Genomic DNA, 16,335 nt, shown 5'->3' with positions numbered 1-16,335 from the left:
TCAGCGACGTACGGAGGCGAACCGCACGGTGGTGGTGCCCGGCTTGACCTTGCTGTCACCGGGGTACGTCGCCACGACGGCGTACCTTCCCGCCCGCAGCTTCGGCAGCGACACGGTCGCGAGCCCGGCCCGGTCGAGCCTGATCCGCGCGGTCCGGAGGACCTTGCCGTTGCTGTTCTTCAACCGAACCGTGAGGACTCCGGTGGCGGCGCCGACGCCGCCGCCGGTCACGCGGATCCGGAGGCTGCCGGTGCGCCCGGGGGTGGGCTTGCGGTTCCAGCCGGAGCTCCACACCGCGGCAACCTTGGCCACGGTGAAGTTGACGGTCTTGGTCGTCGGGTTCACGTTCGCGCTACCGGGTTGGGTGGCGACGAGCGCGTAGGTGCCGGGCAGTCGCCGGGCCAGCGCGACCGTTGCCACGCCGTTGGCGTCGATGGGGCCGGACGTGGTCCCGAGGACCGCACCGCCGGAGGTCTTCACCTGGACCTGGACGTTCCCGGTGGGGGTTCCGACCGAGGTGTTGACGGTGACCTTCGCGGTTCCGACCGCTAGGGGCGTCGGAATCTTGGTCACCACGACCGCAGCCGTGGCCGTCGCCTTCGCGATCGTGTAGTCGAGGGTGGCCTCGGCCTCGGTGATGTTGGCGTTTCCGGCGTACGTCGCAGTGACGGTGTACTCGCCGGCGTTGCCGGGGAGCAGGGTGATCGGAACCGCGCCGTCGACCAGGGGCAGCGTGTCCGTGGTGAGGACCACGTCGGCGCTGTCGGTGACGGTGACGGTGACATCGCCGGTGGCGGGAGCCCCTTCGGCGTCCTCGACGGTGATCGTCGCGGCGCCAGCGAAGTCCTGGTCCGGAGCGGAGTCCAGGGTGATCTCCGCGACGCCGGGCTGGGCCGCGAAGGTGACCGGGGTGTAGGTCTCGTACGACGCGGCGACGCCGCCGCTCCCCGGGTAGGTGTAGATGCCGTAGTTGACCAGGCTCGGGTCGGTCGCGATCGCGTCGATGGCTGACTTGGAGACGGTCAGGACAGCAGTGAAGGTGCCCTGCGGGGTGAGCTCGACGGCTCCCGCGTTCGCGCCGCCGATGGTGGCCATGTCGGCCGCCAGGACGGCCCACTTCTGCGCGGTGTTCTTGCGGCTGGAACTGGGCGCCGCCAGGGACGGGCGCCAGTTCTCGGCGAACTTGCCGAAGACCACGTAGGTACCGCCCGGCTTGCCGGACAGCGGCGGGCGGGTTCCGGTCGCCAGCGCCGGGTCGAACCCGGTTCCGTTCACCGTCACCGCGTAGCTGCCCGACGGCAGGAACTGGGTCTTGGACACCTGCACGCTCGGGGCGGCGGGCGTGGCGTCGTACGACACCTGGAGCGGAAGCGTGGGCTTGCGGACGTCGGCGCTGCTGCCCGACGAGTACCAGTACGAACTGCCGCCGGTGAGTTGCTGGAAGTCGACGAAGTCCTGCGGGAAGGCGCCCCAGTTCGCGTTGACCTGCGACTGCGGGGTGGCGCCCTCGGGGGCGTCGTACGCGACACCGAGGTAGTCCGGGGTCGAAGTGAAGCCGAGCTGCTCGACGTCGACACCGGTCAGCGTCGCGAGGGTGACCTCCTGCTCTGCGAGGTCGTTCCACTGCGTCGGGTCGGCCTGCGAGGTGGCGTAGCCGTCGACCGTGGCGGTCACCTCGCCGGTGCCGTCGGCAGCGACCGTCAGCTCCGGGTCGGAGAGGTAGAAGAAGGTGAGGCCGGAGTAGTAGAGGATGCTGGCGTCACCGTCCCACTGGATCGAGGCGGTGTTGGCCGCGGCGTCCACCGTGCCGGTGCCGTTGCGGAAGACCAACTGGGTCTCGCCGCTGATGCCGTTGCTGGTCGTGCCGTTGACACCCTCGGTGTTCGCGCGGGTGCCGAGGAACGTGGTCGGTGCGTAGGTGCCACCCGTCTGCAGGTCCTCGATCGTGACGTTGCCGGACTGGTTGGTCCAGCCCGCCGCAGTGGCGTTGGGGCTCCAGGTGGCGCCGTCGTCGGCGCTGTTCAGTCGCTGGCCGCCGGCACCCGGGTTGCCGACCTTGCCGGCAGACGCGAGGTTCCAGTGGCCGGGCGCGAACGCCGCGCTGCTGGCCTCGGTGTTGATGCCCCAGCGGAAGACGGCGTCGTCGACGCTCACCTCCGCCGCGTGGGCCTCAGGGGCGGTGGCCAGGCTCAGGACGGACAGTCCCGTGGTGGTGAGAGCTGCGGCAGCGATGCCGGCGATGCTCCGACGTACGGATTTCATCGGGTTCCTTTCAGGCGGGTCATGCGGGGAGTGAAGACGGTGATTCCGGCTGCCCCGAGCAACAGGAGGAATCCGAGCGACCACTCCCAGGCGTGGTTCGACCCGGCGGGTCGGTCCGTGCTGGAGGTGGGGGAGGAGGTCAGTGCGTAGACGACGGGCGGCGAGTACGACGCCGGTGTCACCTGGGCAGGCGCCGGTACGGGCGGGGCGACAGGTGTCGGCAGCGCCGGCGTCGGACGTTGTACGACGACAGGGGCCGAAGGGACGCGGATGATCGTGGGCGGCGCCTCGCCGGCGGGGTTCACCGGAAGCTGTGGAAGTACCGGAGTTACGGGGGTTTCGGGCACGATCGCGGTCTTCGCGTCCCAGCTCACCGTGACGGGGTGCGGGACCTTGAAGCGGTCGTTGCTGCCGCCGGAGGAGTACCAGTAGGACGTCATGCCGACCTTCTCGAGGAAGCCGAGCATCGACCCCGGGAACGCACCCCAGTGCTCGCCGGTGCGAACCTGCGTGGTGCCGGCGGCGGGGGCGTCGTACCGGACACCGAGGTACTTCGTGGCCGCTGAGAAGCCGTTCTCGGCGGCGAGGTCGGTCTCGTCGACGGTCTCCAGTTCGGCGAGCGTGATGGTGGTCGGGGCGACCGGCTGCCACACCGACTCGTCGTCCATCGAACTGGAGTAGCCCGATCCGGTCGCGGTGATCCGGGCCGAGGTCGGCGTGACCTCGAGCGTCGGGTCGGTGACCGTGAAGAACGACATGCCGGAGTAGTAGAAGACCGTGAAGGAGCCGGTCCAGCGGATCGTGGCGGTGCCGGCTTCCGGGTCGACCTGGCCGGCGCCGCCGGAGAGAACAGCCTGGTGGTTGCTGAAGATCGGGACCGTCGGACCACCGAGGGACTGGCCGTCGGGGCCGGTCTTGAGCCCGGCGAAGGTCGCGAGTTGGGGACCGGAGGAGGTGACCTTTTCGATCCGGACGGAGCCGCTCTGACCGCGCCACGCGGTCGCGCCGGTGCTCGGCCACTTCGCGTCGTTGGAGATGACCTGCCCACCTGTGCCCGGGTCCGGGGCGATGCCCGCCGACAGGAAGTTGTAGGTACCGGGAGCGAACGCGTTGTTGTTGCTCTCGTCGTTGATGCCCCAGCGGAACACCGCGTCGCTGACGGCGAACGGCTCGGTCGTGTCGTCGGCCGCGGCCGGGGACGTGGTGCTCGCGACGAGGCCGAACAGGGCGGTGATCGTGGCAAGCACGGCCCACCCACGGCGGCTCATGCGCGCACTCCGCGACGGCGGCGCAGGAACAGGCCGAGCACGGCCAGCGCCAACACAGCGGCCGCTGCGACCAAGAAGATTCGGGCGCCGCTGAGCGCCTCGTCGGTGTCGTCCGCGACCGCCTTCATGTCGGCTGCGTTGTCCGCCGCGCGGACTGCGAAGCGCTCGTTGGCCGCACTGCCCGAGGCCGCACCGGTCAGCCGCAACTCGTGCGTGCCAGGGGCGAGGTCGCCCGGCAGCGGCAGGATGCCGGCGACCTCGCCCGAGGGCCCCGCGACCATCGGACCGATCCCGGCGACACCGTCGTCGAGGATCCCGAGCACCTGCTCGCCGGGCGTGAACCCGGTCCCGGTGAACGCAAGCGTGTTGCCGACCTTGGCGGTCAGTCGGTCGGTGATGACCCTGGGCGCGCCTGTCTTCACCGGCTTTGCGTCCGTCGGGGTGGCGACGCTGCCCTGGGTGACCGGAGCCTGGTCGGCAGTCGCGGCGGGAGCGTCCTCGTTCGACGACGCGGCCGGCGCGGCGTCGTACACGCTGGTGAACCGGACGGGGGTGAAGGTCTCGTTGGCGGGGTTCTTCACCCCGTGCGCGCCGATCGTGATGACGCCGCAGGTCACCTTGGTGCAGTCGACGGTGCCGACCTTGCCGTTGCGGTCGACGCTCTGGAACGTCGGTCCCGGCACGGTGAGCTTGACCTGGAACCCACCCGACTTCGAGAGGACCGCGTGCGCCTCGGCTGTGGTCGAACCACCGGGGAAGGCAACGAAGCGGAGGTAGCCCTGGTTGCTGGCGTCCTCGGAATCGGGGATGTAGCGGTAGTCGCTGCCGGTCACTCCGCCCTTCGACGGCTTCCACGACCCGCCGCGGGCGTCGTCGACCCAGCCGAACATGACGTAGACCCCGCCGAACCCGCCCTGCACCGACTGGAAGCCGGCGCCGTTGATCGTCAGCTTCGTGCGGTACCTGTTGTCGGCGGTCGCCGTGCCCTTGTCGTTGACCACGCTGATGCGGGCGGCAGCCGGCGCCGGCGCCGGGGCGACGGCGGTCGCGGTGGTGGTCAGGCCGGCGGACATCAGACCCGCCATCAAGGCGATGCGAATCACGCTGTCTCCTCTCGCGAAAGGACGCCGCGACGGTCCGGAAGGACCAGCAGTTCGCCGGTCGCCGGGTGCGGAAGAACATCGATCGGGTGGTCGTAGACGAGGCTCAGCAGCGGCGCCGTGAACACGTCGGCAGGCACGCCCTCGGCGGTCACTCGGCCCCGGTGCAACAGGGCGATCCGGTCCGACCAGGCAGCGGCCAGCGTCAGGTCATGGAGTACGACGACCACGGCTGCGCCGCCAGCGGCCTCGGAGCGCGCCCGACTGAGCACCGTCTCCTGGTGGCCGATGTCGAGCGCCGCGGTGGGCTCGTCGAGCAGCAGGATCCCGGTGCGCTGGGCCAGCGCCCGCGCGAACGAGGTGCGTCCCTTCTCGCCGCCGGAGAGCAGGCCGAACGACTGCCCGGCCAGGTACTCGATGTCGGTGGTGCGGATCGCCTCGGCGACGACGAGATCGTCCTCGTCCTCCTCGGGCAGACCGCGCCACGGGGAGCGGCCCATCCGGACCACGTCGGCGGCCGGGAACGGGAACGAGATCCGGTGCTCCTGCGTCAGGACCGCCCGCTTGCGGGCCATCTCGCGCAACTTCCACCGGGCCAGCGGCCTGCCCTTGAGGAGTACCTCGCCCTCGTCCGGATCGAGGTCTCCGGCAAGAACCGAGAGCAGCGTCGACTTCCCGGCGCCATTGGGTCCGACCAGCGCCAGCACTTCGTGTCGTCGTACCTGCAGGTCGACGGAGTCGAGGATCGGTCGACGGCCGTAGCTGAGGGTGACCCTGCGGGCCTCCAGCGCGACGGGATGCGTGCTCATGCCCAGCCTCCCGACGTCTTGCGGGTGCGGCGCAGCAGCCAGAAGAAGAACGGTCCGCCGACGAGCGAGGTCAACATGCCGAGCGGGAGGTCGGTGTAGGCGATGAAGGTGCGCGCGACCGTGTCGGCGCAGATCAGCACCAGCGCTCCGGCGAGCATGGACGCGGTCAGCAGGACGCGGTGCGCGGGACCCGTGACCATCCGCACCAGGTGCGGCACGATCAGGCCGACGAACGCGACGATGCCGCAGAAGCTGACGGCGGCTGCTGTCAGCAGCGCGACGACCACGATCAGCACGATCCGCAGCGCCTCGACGTTGACGCCGAGGTGGCGGGCCGAGCGCTCGCCGAGGGCGAGCAGGTCGAGGCTGCGGGCGCAGGCCAGGGCGATCACCACGCCGACGAGGGCGATCGGCGCGACCACGACGACGTACGTCCAACGACTTCCGTTGAGGCTGCCCAGTTGCCAGAACACGATGGACTCGCGGGCCTGGGTGTCGCCGAGGAACATCAGCAGGGCGAGCAGCGCGCCGGCCACGGCGTTCACCGCGATGCCGGTCAGCACGAGAGTGACGACCTCCGTGCGGCCGTCGGAGCGGGACAGGGCGTAGACGAGCAGGGTCGTGACCAGGCCGCCGAGGAAGGCGCACACCGGGATCGACCAGTCGCCCGCGAACCGGAGGCCGAAGACGATCGCGGCTCCGGCAGCCACGGCCGCACCGGAGGAGACGCCCACGACGCTGGGCTCGGCGAGCGGGTTGCCGAAGACGCCCTGCATCGCGGCACCGGCGACGGCGAGCGAGGCGCCGACGATGACGGCCATCGCGATGCGGGAGAACCGGACGTTCCAGAGCGTGTACTCGCCGCGCGGGTGGCTGGGCATGGGCCCGACGTCGAGTCCGACCCGGTGGGCGATCGAGCCGAGGATCTCGTTGAGGGGGATCTGCAACTGACCGGAACCACCGGCCACGAGCGTGGCCACGACGAGCCCGACGACCAGGCCGACGTAGAGCAGCGCGACGCGCCGTCGACGGCGGCGATCGAGCAGCGCCGTCTCGCTGACGACCGGCGCGGGTGCGAGGCGGGTGATGGTCACGAGCCACCACCGGGCAGGCGGTCGGGTGCATAGAGGGCGACGGCGAGTGCGTTGAGGACGGCCGCCGTACGCGGGCCGTAACTGAGGACCTGGGTGTCGTCCATCGCGATGACCCGCTTGTTCTCACCGGCCGGTGTCTGCGCCAGCGCGGGGAACTGGTCGAGCAGGCCGTCGACGCCGCCGATCGAGTCCAGGCCGTTGCTCATCATCACGATGGCGTCCGGCTGGGCCTTGATCAGACCTTCGTCGTTGACCGGCTTCATGCCGGACCAGCCGATCTCGCTGCTGACGTCGTACCCACCCACGGCGGTGATGAGGGCGTCGGCTCCGGAGTCCTTGCCGAACATGTAATAGACGTTCGCCTGGCCGCGGACGTACAGGAAGATCATGCGGAGCTGGCCGGTGACGTCCTGCGGAGCGACCTCGGCGATCTCGGCCTGGGCTGCTGCGGCTTCGTCCTCGATGCGCTGGCCGAGGAGCTTGCCCTGCGCGGGCAGGCCGAGGGCGTCGGCCACTTCCTGGGTGAGTGAGGCGAGGTTCGCGAGGTTGCGGTCCGCGTCGACGACGACGACCGGAATGCCCGCGTCGCGGATCTGGAGTACGACGTCCCACGGGCCGAGCGACGTGTCGGTGATGACGACCGTGGGGTCGAGCTCGAGCATGGCCTCGGCGTTGAGTTCGTGGCCGTTCTGGGTGACCAGCGGCCGGTCTTCGATCTCCTCGTAGGCCGAGGAGACGTCGCGCCCGACGATGTTGTCGCCCAGCCCGAGCTCGAACACGGTCTGCGAGAGGGTGCCGTAGATGTCGAGCGCAAGGATCCGGTCGACGTCCGTGACGGTGACCGCGGTGCCCTGCGCATCGGTGACCCGGGCGGGGAGTTGCGGTGTGGGGTTCTCCTCGACCGGGCGGATGTCCGGCTCGGGCAGGTTGATGTCGACGGCGCCCTGCCAGGCCTTCGGATCCGGCAGCGCGGCGACGTCGCTGATCGAGGGAACCTCGGTGTCCGGCGCGTCCTTCCCGTGGCCGCCGGCGGTGTCGAGGACCGCGCCGCAGGCCGAGAAGAGGAGGAGGGCCGCAAGGCTGGCCAGGACACCGGCAGGGCGGCGGCGGGTCGGGGGAAGCATGAGGGCTCTTTGCTGTCAGAGTGTCAACATCTGGCGGACAAAGGTGACCCTAACACGATTGTTAGGCATGCCTAATTGAGAGTCCCGTCACGCGGGAAAACGCGCCTCCTGGCCGTGCGGGCGGGGTGCCAAGGGATCTGACGAGTTGTCAGTCAACCTCGGTCGAGGGTCACGCAGTGGCGTCCGCGAACCGCCGGCCCACCCGGGAGAGCACCTCGACGAGCTCGGTCGGCTCCTCCACGGTGAAGTCGCAGTCGAAGTTCGCGAGGATCATCACCGCCCAGTCGAGGCTGTCGGTGTTGAGCGTCATCACGCACGAGTCGCCGGTCGCCTCGACGTTGCCCCAACGGCCCATGTAGGCCTCGACGTCCGCCGCTGGTGCGGCCATCCGTACCCGCACCTGGTGGCGCTGGGGGCGGCTGCGCAGGCCGTTGCTGACGAAGGCGACCGCGTCGCCACCGGGCACCTCGCGCGGTGCGAACCGCTGCCCGGTCGTGGTCGGCGTACCCGCGATCCGGTCGATGCGGAAGGAGCGCCAGTCGTGGCGGTCGCGGTCGTAGGCGACGAGGTACCAGCGGCGGCCGATGTTGACCATCCGGTGCGGCTCGACGCGGCGCGTGGTCGCGGCGCCATCGGCCGCGGTGTAGCCGAAGGACACCGGTTCGTCGTCGCGACAGGCCTGGGCGAGCGTCGTCAGCACTTCCGCGTCGAGCGTCGGTCCACCGGACCACGGGAGGGCATCGGTCTGCGTCTTGAGGGCGTCCATCCGGCGCCGCAGTCGCGGCGGCATCAGGCCGATCACCTTGGTCAGGGCCTGCACGGCCGTGTCCTCGAAGCCGGGTACGCCGCCGCCGGCCGCCGCGCGGAGGCCGACCGCGATGGCGACCGCCTCGTCGTCCTCGAGCAGCAACGGAGCCATCGCGCCGCCGGCCCGCAACTGGTAGCCGCCGGCCACGCCGCGCACCGCATCGACGTCGTACCCGAGCTCGCGCAGGCGCTCGACGTCGCGCCGCACGGTCCGCTCGCTGACCTCCAGCCGGTCGGCCAGGTCGCCGCCGGCCCAGAACCGGTGGGTCTGCAGCAGGGACAGCAGGCGGAGCATGCGGGCGCTCGTACTCATGGATTCAGAATAGGTCGGATTCAGGACAGAAACTGACCTAAAGCATTCCTAGCGTGGTGGTCATGGAGATGAACCAGAGCAGGAATCAGGACAGTGGCCCGGTCATCCGCACCGTCGGACTCACCCGCCGCTTCACCCGAGGCAAGGAGACGATCGAGGCCGTGCGCGGCCTCGACCTGGAGGTCGCGGCCGGCGAGCTGGTCGCGTTCCTCGGACCGAACGGCGCCGGCAAGTCCACGACGCTGCGCATGCTGACCACGCTGATCGCCCCGACCGAGGGATCGGCCGAGGTCGCGGGCTTCGACGTCGTGCGCGAGCGCGCCGCCGTCCGGCGATCGATCGGGTACGTCGGCCAGGGCAATGCCGCGGGCCACCAGTTCCGTGGTCGGGACGAGGTGATGTGTCAGGCGCGGGCACACGGACTGTCGCGGCGCGACGCGCGGGTGCGCACCGAGGAGCTGCTCGAGGCGTTCGACCTGACCGAGCACGCCGACCGGCCGGTCGCCCAGCTCTCCGGCGGCCAGCGCCGCCGGCTCGACGTGGCCATCGGGCTCGTCCAGGAGCCGCCGATCCTCTTCCTCGACGAGCCGTCCACCGGTCTGGACCCGCAGAACCGGGCCAACCTGCAGGAGCAGGTGCGTCGCCTCAACGCCGACCTCGGCACCACGATCGTGCTCACCACGCACTACCTCGAAGAGGCCGACGCGCTCGCCGGCCGGGTGATCGTCATCGACCACGGCCAGGTGATCGCTGACGACACCGCCGGTGCTCTCAAGTCGGCCCTCGGTGACCTCGTCGCGATGGAGTTCGCCGACGTGCAGGCCGCGCGGGCAGCCGCCGAGCGAGCCGACCGCATCGCCGGAGCGCAGATCACCGTCAACGGCACCCATGTGACCGTGCGGGCCGCCTACGGCCGCGACGCCGCGCCCGGGCTGGTCACCGACCTCGCCGCTGCCGGCACTCCCGTCACCCGACTCGAAGTCGCGGGCCCCACGCTCGACGACGTCTTCCTCAACCTCACCGGCCGCAGCCTGCGTGAGTCCCAGAACGAGACCGCCACCACCGCCACGACTGAAGGAGCGGCAGCATGACCATCGACATCGAGACCCCCGCGGCAACGGCGCCCGCCGTTCGTCGTACTCCTGTCCCGGCGAAGTCGGTCGGCCTCGTCGCCGACATCGTCAACGTCCTCGTCCGCGAACTGCAGCCGGTGCTGCGCCAGCCGGTGTCCGTGCTGTTCGCGATGGTGCAGCCGCTGGTCTTCCTCGGCCTGTTCGCGCCGCTCCTTCCGGACACCGGTGACGGCTCGGCGCTGCAGTGGTTCGTGCCCGGCATCGTCGCCATGACCGCGCTGATGAGTGCGTCCTTCACCGGCGCCAACCTGAGCGAGGAGATCATCAGCGGCTCCTTCGAGCGGCTGCTCGTCTCGCCCGTCCGCCGCTCCGCCCTGATGGTCGGGAAGTCGCTGCGCGAGATGGTGCCGCTGGTCCTGCAGACCGTGATCATCGTGGCGGTCGTGACGCCGTTCAGCTTCGACCTGCACCTGTTCGGCGTGCTCACCGGCATCCTCGTGCTGGTGCCGTTCAGTGTCGGCCTCGGCGCGCTGAGCCTGGCCCTGGCCATCGCAGCCAAGGAGCAGGCGTGGGTGTTCTGGACCGTGCAGCAGACCGCGATCTTCCCGCTGCTGTTGCTCAGCGGAGTCCTGCTGCCGATCGACGGTGCGCCGGGCTGGTTGAAGACGGCGTCCGACCTCAACCCGATGAAGTACGTCGTCGACGCCGAACGCCACCTGTTCGCCGGCTCGTTCCCGATGGACACCGTGGCCGCCGGCTTCGGAGCCTCGTTGCTGGTCGGTGCGTTCGGCCTGTGGGTCGGCGTGCGGACGATGAACCGGGCCAGCTAGGCCCGGCCCGGCGTCAGATCCGCGGGACGATCTCGCCCAGCAATGCGCCCATCCGGGTGGCAGCGGAGCGACCGGCTTCGAGCACCTCGGCGTGGTCGAGCGGTTCGCCGCTGAGTCCCGCGGCGAGGTTGGTGACCAGGCTGATGCCGAGGATCTCCATCCCGGCCTCGCGGGCGGCGATCGCCTCGAGCGTCGTACTCATGCCGACGAGGTGTCCGCCGAGGATCCCGGCCATCCGGACCTCGGCGGGCGTCTCGTAGTGGGGGCCGGTGAACTGGACGTAGACGCCCTCGTCCAGGGTCGGCTCGACGGTCCGACACAGGTCGCGCAGGCGTGCGGAGTAGAGGTCGGTGAGGTCGACGAAGTTGGCGCCGACGATGGGGGACTGGCCGGTCAGGTTGATGTGGTCGCTGATCAGCACGGGGGTGCCCGGCGTCCAGGTCTCCTTGAGGCCGCCGCACCCGTTGGTGAGGACGATGGCGCGGCAGCCAGCGGCCGCGGCCGACCGCACACCGTGCACGACGGCCGGGACACCCTTGCCCTCGTAGTAGTGGGTCCGGCTGAGGAAGGCGAGGAGGTACCTGTCATCGGCGCCGTCGACACCCGGCAGCCGGATCGAGCGGATCTTCCCTGAGTGCCCGACCACTGCCGAGGCGGCGAAGCCCGGCAGGTCGGTCACGTCGATCTCGGTGGTGTTCTCACCGGTCGGATCGAGGGCGTCGGCGGCGGGCAGCCACCCCGAGCCGAGCACGAGCGCGACGTCGTGGCGCGCCACTCCGGTCAGTTCGGCCAGACGGGCGGCGGCCGCATCGGCCAGGGAGTACGGCGAGGTCGACTCGGTCACGGACGCGACTCTAGTCCGTCACCAAGCGGCAGCGAGGAGTTCCGGGACGTACCCGTGACGAACCCGCTGCGGGTGGTTGCCGACGGGCAGGTAGGCCACTTCCTCCATCGTGTCCGTGGAGAGCACCGCGACCGCGTCGTCATCGGACAGCGACACCCAGCAGGTCTCGTTGAGGCCTTCGGTCGTCCAGTACGGCTTGCCGTAGTGGTGGCCGGTGGTGGTCTCGTCGAAGTACGTCGCCTCGCCCGTCTCGGAGTCGACCAGCGCGGCGTAGTCGTCCATCGTGCCGGCAGCGCAGAGGGTCTCGCCGTCGGCGCTGATCGCGAGGCCGTGGTGGGCGGAGTCGTTGACGTACTGCTCGAGCAGCATGTTCGGCACACGGTTCTCGAGTTGTACGACGTCGACCACCGCGCCGGTCGTCGGCTCGGTCTCGCCGCCGAGGGTGTAGTCCATCGTCCCGTTCAGGTCCGCGGCCTGGGTGTCGAAGACGACGTACCCGTGCAGGAAGGAGACCTGGAGGTAGAGGTACCGGCCGGCGGGGTGGACCGCCACGGGGCGGACCGCGCTGCTCATGCCCGGGTGGCCGGCCTCGGCCAGTTCGTGCCCGATGTTCCAGCGCTCGAGGACCTCGAAGTCGTCGGTGGCGACGTACTGCAGCCAGCGGTCTGCCTTGACGGCTTCATCGAGGACGTCCCACGGCAACTTGCTCAGGATGGGGACGAGGCCGCCGAGACCGAACTTGTTGAGAGAGAGGCCCAGCAGGGTGCCGTCGACCGGATTCACGTCGTCGACCGGTGTGTAGACGCGGCCGATGGAGGCGTGCAGGATCCGCTCGCCGTCCTCGGTGTAGTTGCTCTCGTGGGGCGTCTCGCCGGAGGGGAAGGTCCGCAGCCGGTCGCCGAGCTTGATCGCCTTGCCGTCCACGGTCGCGTTGACCATGGAGTACTCGATGACCTGGCGCTTGGTGGAGTCGGAGACCAGGAGGCGGCGGCCGTCGTTGGAGATCTGCATGTGGTCGGTGCGGTAGCCGTCCATCTGCTGCTCGCGCACGATGGAGTCGGTGCGGCCAGCGGTTGCCTTGGCGATGTCGATCCAGACGACGTCGGCGAAGCTCGGCCGGGAGACGGCGAGGTACTTGCCGTCCATCGTGGTGAACATGTCGTCGACGTACTGGTCGTGGCCCTGGCCGGGGCCTGCGTTGATGGCGAGGTAGAAGACCGTCGAGACCGGGTTGAGCAGGATGGCCTGCTTCTCCTGGGCCTTGTCCGGGATCAGGTTCACGCCCCGCTTGAGGACCTCGAGGGAGTTGGCGTCGACGATGCTCGCGGTGCCGTCCCAGTTGTTGCCGACCCACATCACCGAGCGCAGGCCGGGCTCCGCCGGGCGGACGGCCACCGGCAGGTCCTGGGCGACGTCAACGGGCGGGACGTCGTCCGGGACGTTCTGGACGGTGCCGCACGCGGCGACCGTGGTGGCCAGGAGCAGGGAGCCACAGAGGGCGGCCAGGCGGGGCATGCGCATGAACGTGACAACGATTCACGTTCTGCGGGGTCACGCCCTCAGAGGCCGGTGGAGCGGCACGCGCGACGACGCAGCGCGTTCACGTAGTCGGCGGGGGCGTCGGCGGCTTCGGCGGCGTTCGACAGGACACCGAGGTACGACGCCGAGGGCAACCCGCCCTCATAGGCGTCCAGGACGTAGGTCCACGCCACGACCTCGCCGACCAGGGTCGCGATCCGGACCTTCGTGCGGCGGTAGAGGCCGGAGTCGGCCGATTCCCAGCGGTCCAGGTTCGGCTCGTCGAGCGGGCTGACGTCGTACACAGCGACGAAGACCTGCTCGAACGGGTCCTGCACGATCGTGGCCAGGGAGCCGTCCCAACCGTGCTCCTCGCCACCGAACGTGAGCCGCCACCCGGTGAGCCACCCGGTGGTCTGCAGGGGCGAATGGGGGCACCTCTCGCCCATGCGGGCCGGGTCGAGGTTGGTGCCGTAAGCGGCGTACGACGTCACGGCGACAGGCTAGTGCCTGCCGTGGGTGTGACGTCGTACGCCGCGAGGGCGTCAGCTGCCGGTGTAGAGCAGGTGGTTGGCCGGGGTGGCCGCCGAGCAGATGATGAGCAGCACGCAGGTGCGCGCGGTGCCGGTGATCTTGCCCTTGGTGGTGGCGGCGAGGACCGCGGAGTTCACCGTGGCGGGCGAGGCGCCCGGGTGGGTGGCCAGGTAGAGCGCAGCGGCCGCGGCGACGTGCGGGGACGCCATCGACGTACCGCTGATCGTGCTGGTGCCGTTGTTCAGCCAGGCCGAGGTGATGTCGACGCCGGGGGCGAACAGGTCGACGCAGGTGCCGCGGTTGGAGAAGCTGGCGCGGGCGTCGTTGCGGTCGCTCGCGGCGACGGTCAGGGCCTCGGCGACGCGGGCCGGGGAGACACCACAGGAGTCGGAGTTCTCGTTACCGGCGGCGAGGGCCATGGTGACGCCGTCGGCGATCACGCGACGCACGGCGGCGTCGAGGGTCGTGGAGGCGCCACCGCCGAGGCTCATGTTGGCGACGGCTGACTTGCCGGCCTGGTGGTTGGCGACGACCCAGTCGAGACCGGCGATCACGGCGGACGTGGCGCCCGAGCCGTTGCAGTCGAGGACGCGGACGCCGATCAGCTTTGTCTGCTTGGCGAGGCCGTAGGCGTTGCCGCCGATGGTGCCGGACACGTGGGTGCCGTGGCCGTTGCAGTCGGTCGCGTTGCTGTCACCGTCGATCGCGTCGGTGCCGTGGACCGCGCGCCCGCCGAAGTCGGGGTGCGTGGTGAGGATGCCGGTGTCGACGACGTACACGTCCACGCCCGAGGCGGTGGTGTTGTAGGTGTACGCGTTGTTCAGCGGCAGGTTGCGCTGGTCGACGCGGTCCAGGCCCCAGCTGGGCGTGGGGGTCTGGGTGTCGTTGATCCGCAGGGTGCGGTCGAGTTCGATCGACTGGATCCGGGCGTCACCGCGGAGCACCGTGAGGAGCGTGTCAGTCAGCGTGGCCGCGAAGCCGTTGATCGCGTTCTGGTAGACGTGGGTGACCTGGCCGCCCTTGTTCGTCACGAGGGCGTTGGCGGTCGCCTGCGCGTCGGCCGTCGGCTTGAGCGTGACGATCACGTCGAGCAGACCGGCGGACTGGGCCTTGACCGGAGCGGCCTGTGCGGCCGGGAGGGGGATCTGCGTGAGCGTCGCAAAAGCGAGCGCGCAGGCAGCGATGATTCCGAGAATCCGAGACATGCTGGAGCTGCTCCTTGGCTGAAGGGGAGCGGCCCCATGCCGCCCTACCCGAGAGTAGGCGGAACTCTGCCCTGAACGTGATGACGGACACAAGGGTGGGGCCTACTGATATGTAGGGATCTCTTGTCAAGGGCAGGGTGAGGCGCCCGTCCTGGTTGTCCCGGGCGGGCGCCTCGAGCTTCGCTGCTGGTGGGTGCTGGCGAGCGTGTCGTTGGCGACGCGCGGTCAGACTGATATGCGCGGGTTGGTTACCGCAGGACGGTCGGTTCGGCTGGAGCGGGACCGCTTGTCTAGGAGCGAGCATCGCCGCCAGTGACGGCTGCTCATAGTAGTTTCGCGGGTCGCTCCACGCGCTGTCACCAGCCCGGTCTCAGCAACGAAGCAGACTGTGGGATCAGTCCTCCATCACGGCCAAGGACCAGCACCAGCCCGCGAGTTCACGGGCGATTGCGACGTTGGCAACGGTGCTGCGTTTACGGCGATCGATGAACTTGACCCAGCGTTGGTGAAGGCGGTGATTGCCCTCGTCGCCGCGGATCCTGGCGGCTGCTGGGGCCAGGTCCCAGCGATCACGCATCGTCTTCCCGACCCGGTATCTGGTCCGGTGGTGCCAAGCGGCCTCGACGAGCAGCCGGCGTGCATGCCCGTTTCCCGTCTTGGTGATCGAACCCTGCGACCGGGACTGGCCCGAGGAGTGCTCGGACGGCACCAGGCCCACGAACGACCCGATGGTGTTTCCGGTGAACCGGTGCCAGTCACCGACCTCGACTGCCAATGCGAACCCGGTCAGGGTGCCTACCCCGCGAAGACAGCCGAGCCGGTGCACCAGCGGGGTGAACTCGCTGTCAGCGGCCATCTCCTCGATCGCGACGTCGATGCGGTCCCTGCGGGACTTGGTCGCGAGGGTGGCCTCGTAGTCGGAATCGAAGGTCAACCGGGTCGCCCGCATCCCTAGCTGCGGGAGTGCTTCGTTGCGCAGCCACATGTCGTGCTTACCGGTCCACGCGTTGCCGCCGTAGTAGACGATCCCGTGCCTCAACAACAGCTTCGACAAACGATGCCGCGCCCGCATCAGATCACCCCTACAGTCCTCCCGCGCACGAACCAGATCGCGGGCCGCTTCCTGATCGACGGTGGGGATCGACACGGCTGTGACCTCGTCGAGTCGCAGCAGTCGGGCCAAGTGGATCGCGTCCTTGGCGTCAGTCTTGACCCGGTCACCGGCAGGCTTCTGCAGCTTCGAGGGCGCGACGACCTCGCATCGGATTCCTGACTCGCTCAGGTGCCGGTAAAGCCCGAAACCCGTCGGGCCGGCCTCGTAGGCCACAGCGACCGGGCCGGGCAGCTTGGCGAGCCAGGACCGGACATCGTCGTAGGACGGGGTCAGCTTGGTTTGGAACAGTTCGCCCGTGACGCCATCGATCGCCGCTGCCGCAACAGATCGGGCGTGCACGTCGAGCCCAACACTCGTACGCTCGGTAAACACCGGGGCCTCCCACAATTGTCGGATAGGCCGAGCAGGCGGCCCCTGCTCGGTAACCCACGAATCTTGTG

The 16,335-nt window shown here is 69.8% G+C and carries 14 protein-coding genes; 2 read left to right on the top strand and 12 right to left on the bottom strand.

Annotated elements, in window-relative coordinates; translation table 11 throughout:
* From HRC28_RS21460 to HRC28_RS21430, 7 genes are all read right to left on the bottom strand, one after another.
* The gene (locus HRC28_RS21460; protein ID WP_182377402.1) at positions 1-2,262 is read right to left on the bottom strand and encodes an Ig-like domain-containing protein; all 2,262 of its coding nucleotides are present in this window, start codon (positions 2,260-2,262) and stop codon (positions 1-3) included.
* Positions 2,259-3,530: a hypothetical protein gene (locus HRC28_RS21455; RefSeq protein WP_182377401.1), complete on the bottom strand. Its 1,272-nt coding sequence runs from the start codon at positions 3,528-3,530 to the stop codon at positions 2,259-2,261. Before HRC28_RS21455 ends, HRC28_RS21460 begins: the two co-directional genes overlap by 4 nt.
* Complete coding sequence (locus HRC28_RS21450; protein ID WP_182377400.1) at positions 3,527-4,633, bottom strand: hypothetical protein; 1,107 nt, start codon at positions 4,631-4,633, stop codon at positions 3,527-3,529. Before HRC28_RS21450 ends, HRC28_RS21455 begins: the two co-directional genes overlap by 4 nt.
* Positions 4,630-5,439, bottom strand: coding sequence for a heme ABC transporter ATP-binding protein (locus HRC28_RS21445; RefSeq protein WP_182377399.1), 810 nt, complete (start codon positions 5,437-5,439; stop codon positions 4,630-4,632). Before HRC28_RS21445 ends, HRC28_RS21450 begins: the two co-directional genes overlap by 4 nt.
* Positions 5,436-6,533, bottom strand: coding sequence for an iron ABC transporter permease (locus HRC28_RS21440; protein WP_182377398.1), 1,098 nt, complete (start codon positions 6,531-6,533; stop codon positions 5,436-5,438). Before HRC28_RS21440 ends, HRC28_RS21445 begins: the two co-directional genes overlap by 4 nt.
* Entirely contained in the window at positions 6,530-7,657 is a 1,128-nt protein-coding gene (locus tag HRC28_RS21435) for an ABC transporter substrate-binding protein (RefSeq protein ID WP_182377397.1), read from the bottom strand. Before HRC28_RS21435 ends, HRC28_RS21440 begins: the two co-directional genes overlap by 4 nt.
* A 169-nt stretch (positions 7,658-7,826) precedes the next feature.
* Positions 7,827-8,777, bottom strand: a complete 951-nt coding sequence (locus HRC28_RS21430) for a YafY family protein (RefSeq protein WP_182377396.1) — start codon at positions 8,775-8,777, stop codon at positions 7,827-7,829.
* A gap of 62 nt (positions 8,778-8,839) precedes the next feature.
* On the opposite strand from HRC28_RS21430, the gene HRC28_RS21425 reads away from it, so the two are divergent.
* Positions 8,840-9,868 (top strand): ATP-binding cassette domain-containing protein, encoded by a 1,029-nt coding sequence (locus HRC28_RS21425; RefSeq protein WP_237111600.1) that lies wholly within the window; start codon positions 8,840-8,842, stop codon positions 9,866-9,868.
* Complete coding sequence (locus HRC28_RS21420; protein WP_182377395.1) at positions 9,865-10,680, top strand: ABC transporter permease; 816 nt, start codon at positions 9,865-9,867, stop codon at positions 10,678-10,680. Before HRC28_RS21425 ends, HRC28_RS21420 begins: the two co-directional genes overlap by 4 nt.
* 13 nt (positions 10,681-10,693) lie before the next feature.
* On the opposite strand, the gene HRC28_RS21415 is transcribed toward HRC28_RS21420, so the two are convergent.
* From HRC28_RS21415 to HRC28_RS21395, 5 genes are all read right to left on the bottom strand, one after another.
* Positions 10,694-11,524: a purine-nucleoside phosphorylase gene (locus tag HRC28_RS21415; protein WP_182377394.1), complete on the bottom strand. Its 831-nt coding sequence runs from the start codon at positions 11,522-11,524 to the stop codon at positions 10,694-10,696.
* An 18-nt stretch (positions 11,525-11,542) separates the two neighbouring features.
* The gene (locus HRC28_RS21410) at positions 11,543-13,039 is read right to left on the bottom strand and encodes a serine/threonine protein kinase (RefSeq protein WP_182377393.1); all 1,497 of its coding nucleotides are present in this window, start codon (positions 13,037-13,039) and stop codon (positions 11,543-11,545) included.
* A gap of 44 nt (positions 13,040-13,083) precedes the next feature.
* Positions 13,084-13,536: a gamma-glutamylcyclotransferase family protein gene (locus tag HRC28_RS21405; protein WP_182377392.1), complete on the bottom strand. Its 453-nt coding sequence runs from the start codon at positions 13,534-13,536 to the stop codon at positions 13,084-13,086.
* A gap of 51 nt (positions 13,537-13,587) precedes the next feature.
* Positions 13,588-14,781 (bottom strand): S8 family peptidase, encoded by a 1,194-nt coding sequence (locus HRC28_RS21400; protein ID WP_182377391.1) that lies wholly within the window; start codon positions 14,779-14,781, stop codon positions 13,588-13,590.
* Positions 14,782-15,175: 394 nt separating this feature from the next.
* Positions 15,176-16,267 (bottom strand): IS110 family transposase, encoded by a 1,092-nt coding sequence (locus HRC28_RS21395; protein ID WP_182377390.1) that lies wholly within the window; start codon positions 16,265-16,267, stop codon positions 15,176-15,178.
* Positions 16,268-16,335 lie beyond the last annotated feature (68 nt).

It is taken from the genome of Nocardioides sp. WS12 (genome assembly GCF_014108865.1).
Classification (GTDB): Bacteria; Actinomycetota; Actinomycetes; order Propionibacteriales; family Nocardioidaceae; genus Nocardioides.
The sequence above is the reverse complement of the archived record's forward strand: the minus strand, read 5'-3'. Positions and strand labels throughout refer to the sequence as shown.

What these genes read in the sequence shown, in the direction of transcription:
- HRC28_RS21460 (WP_182377402.1), bottom strand. Translation starts at nt 2,262, where the DNA reads ATGAAATCCGTACGTCGGAGCATCGCCGGCATCGCTGCCGCAGCTCTC.
- HRC28_RS21455 (WP_182377401.1), bottom strand. Translation starts at nt 3,530, where the DNA reads ATGAGCCGCCGTGGGTGGGCCGTGCTTGCCACGATCACCGCCCTGTTC.
- HRC28_RS21445 (WP_182377399.1), bottom strand. Translation starts at nt 5,439, where the DNA reads ATGAGCACGCATCCCGTCGCGCTGGAGGCCCGCAGGGTCACCCTCAGC.
- HRC28_RS21435 (WP_182377397.1), bottom strand. Translation starts at nt 7,657, where the DNA reads ATGCTTCCCCCGACCCGCCGCCGCCCTGCCGGTGTCCTGGCCAGCCTT.
- HRC28_RS21430 (WP_182377396.1), bottom strand. Translation starts at nt 8,777, where the DNA reads ATGAGTACGAGCGCCCGCATGCTCCGCCTGCTGTCCCTGCTGCAGACC.
- HRC28_RS21425 (WP_237111600.1), top strand. Translation starts at nt 8,840, where the DNA reads ATGGAGATGAACCAGAGCAGGAATCAGGACAGTGGCCCGGTCATCCGC.
- HRC28_RS21420 (WP_182377395.1), top strand. Translation starts at nt 9,865, where the DNA reads ATGACCATCGACATCGAGACCCCCGCGGCAACGGCGCCCGCCGTTCGT.
- HRC28_RS21410 (WP_182377393.1), bottom strand. Translation starts at nt 13,039, where the DNA reads ATGCCCCGCCTGGCCGCCCTCTGTGGCTCCCTGCTCCTGGCCACCACG.
- HRC28_RS21400 (WP_182377391.1), bottom strand. Translation starts at nt 14,781, where the DNA reads ATGTCTCGGATTCTCGGAATCATCGCTGCCTGCGCGCTCGCTTTTGCG.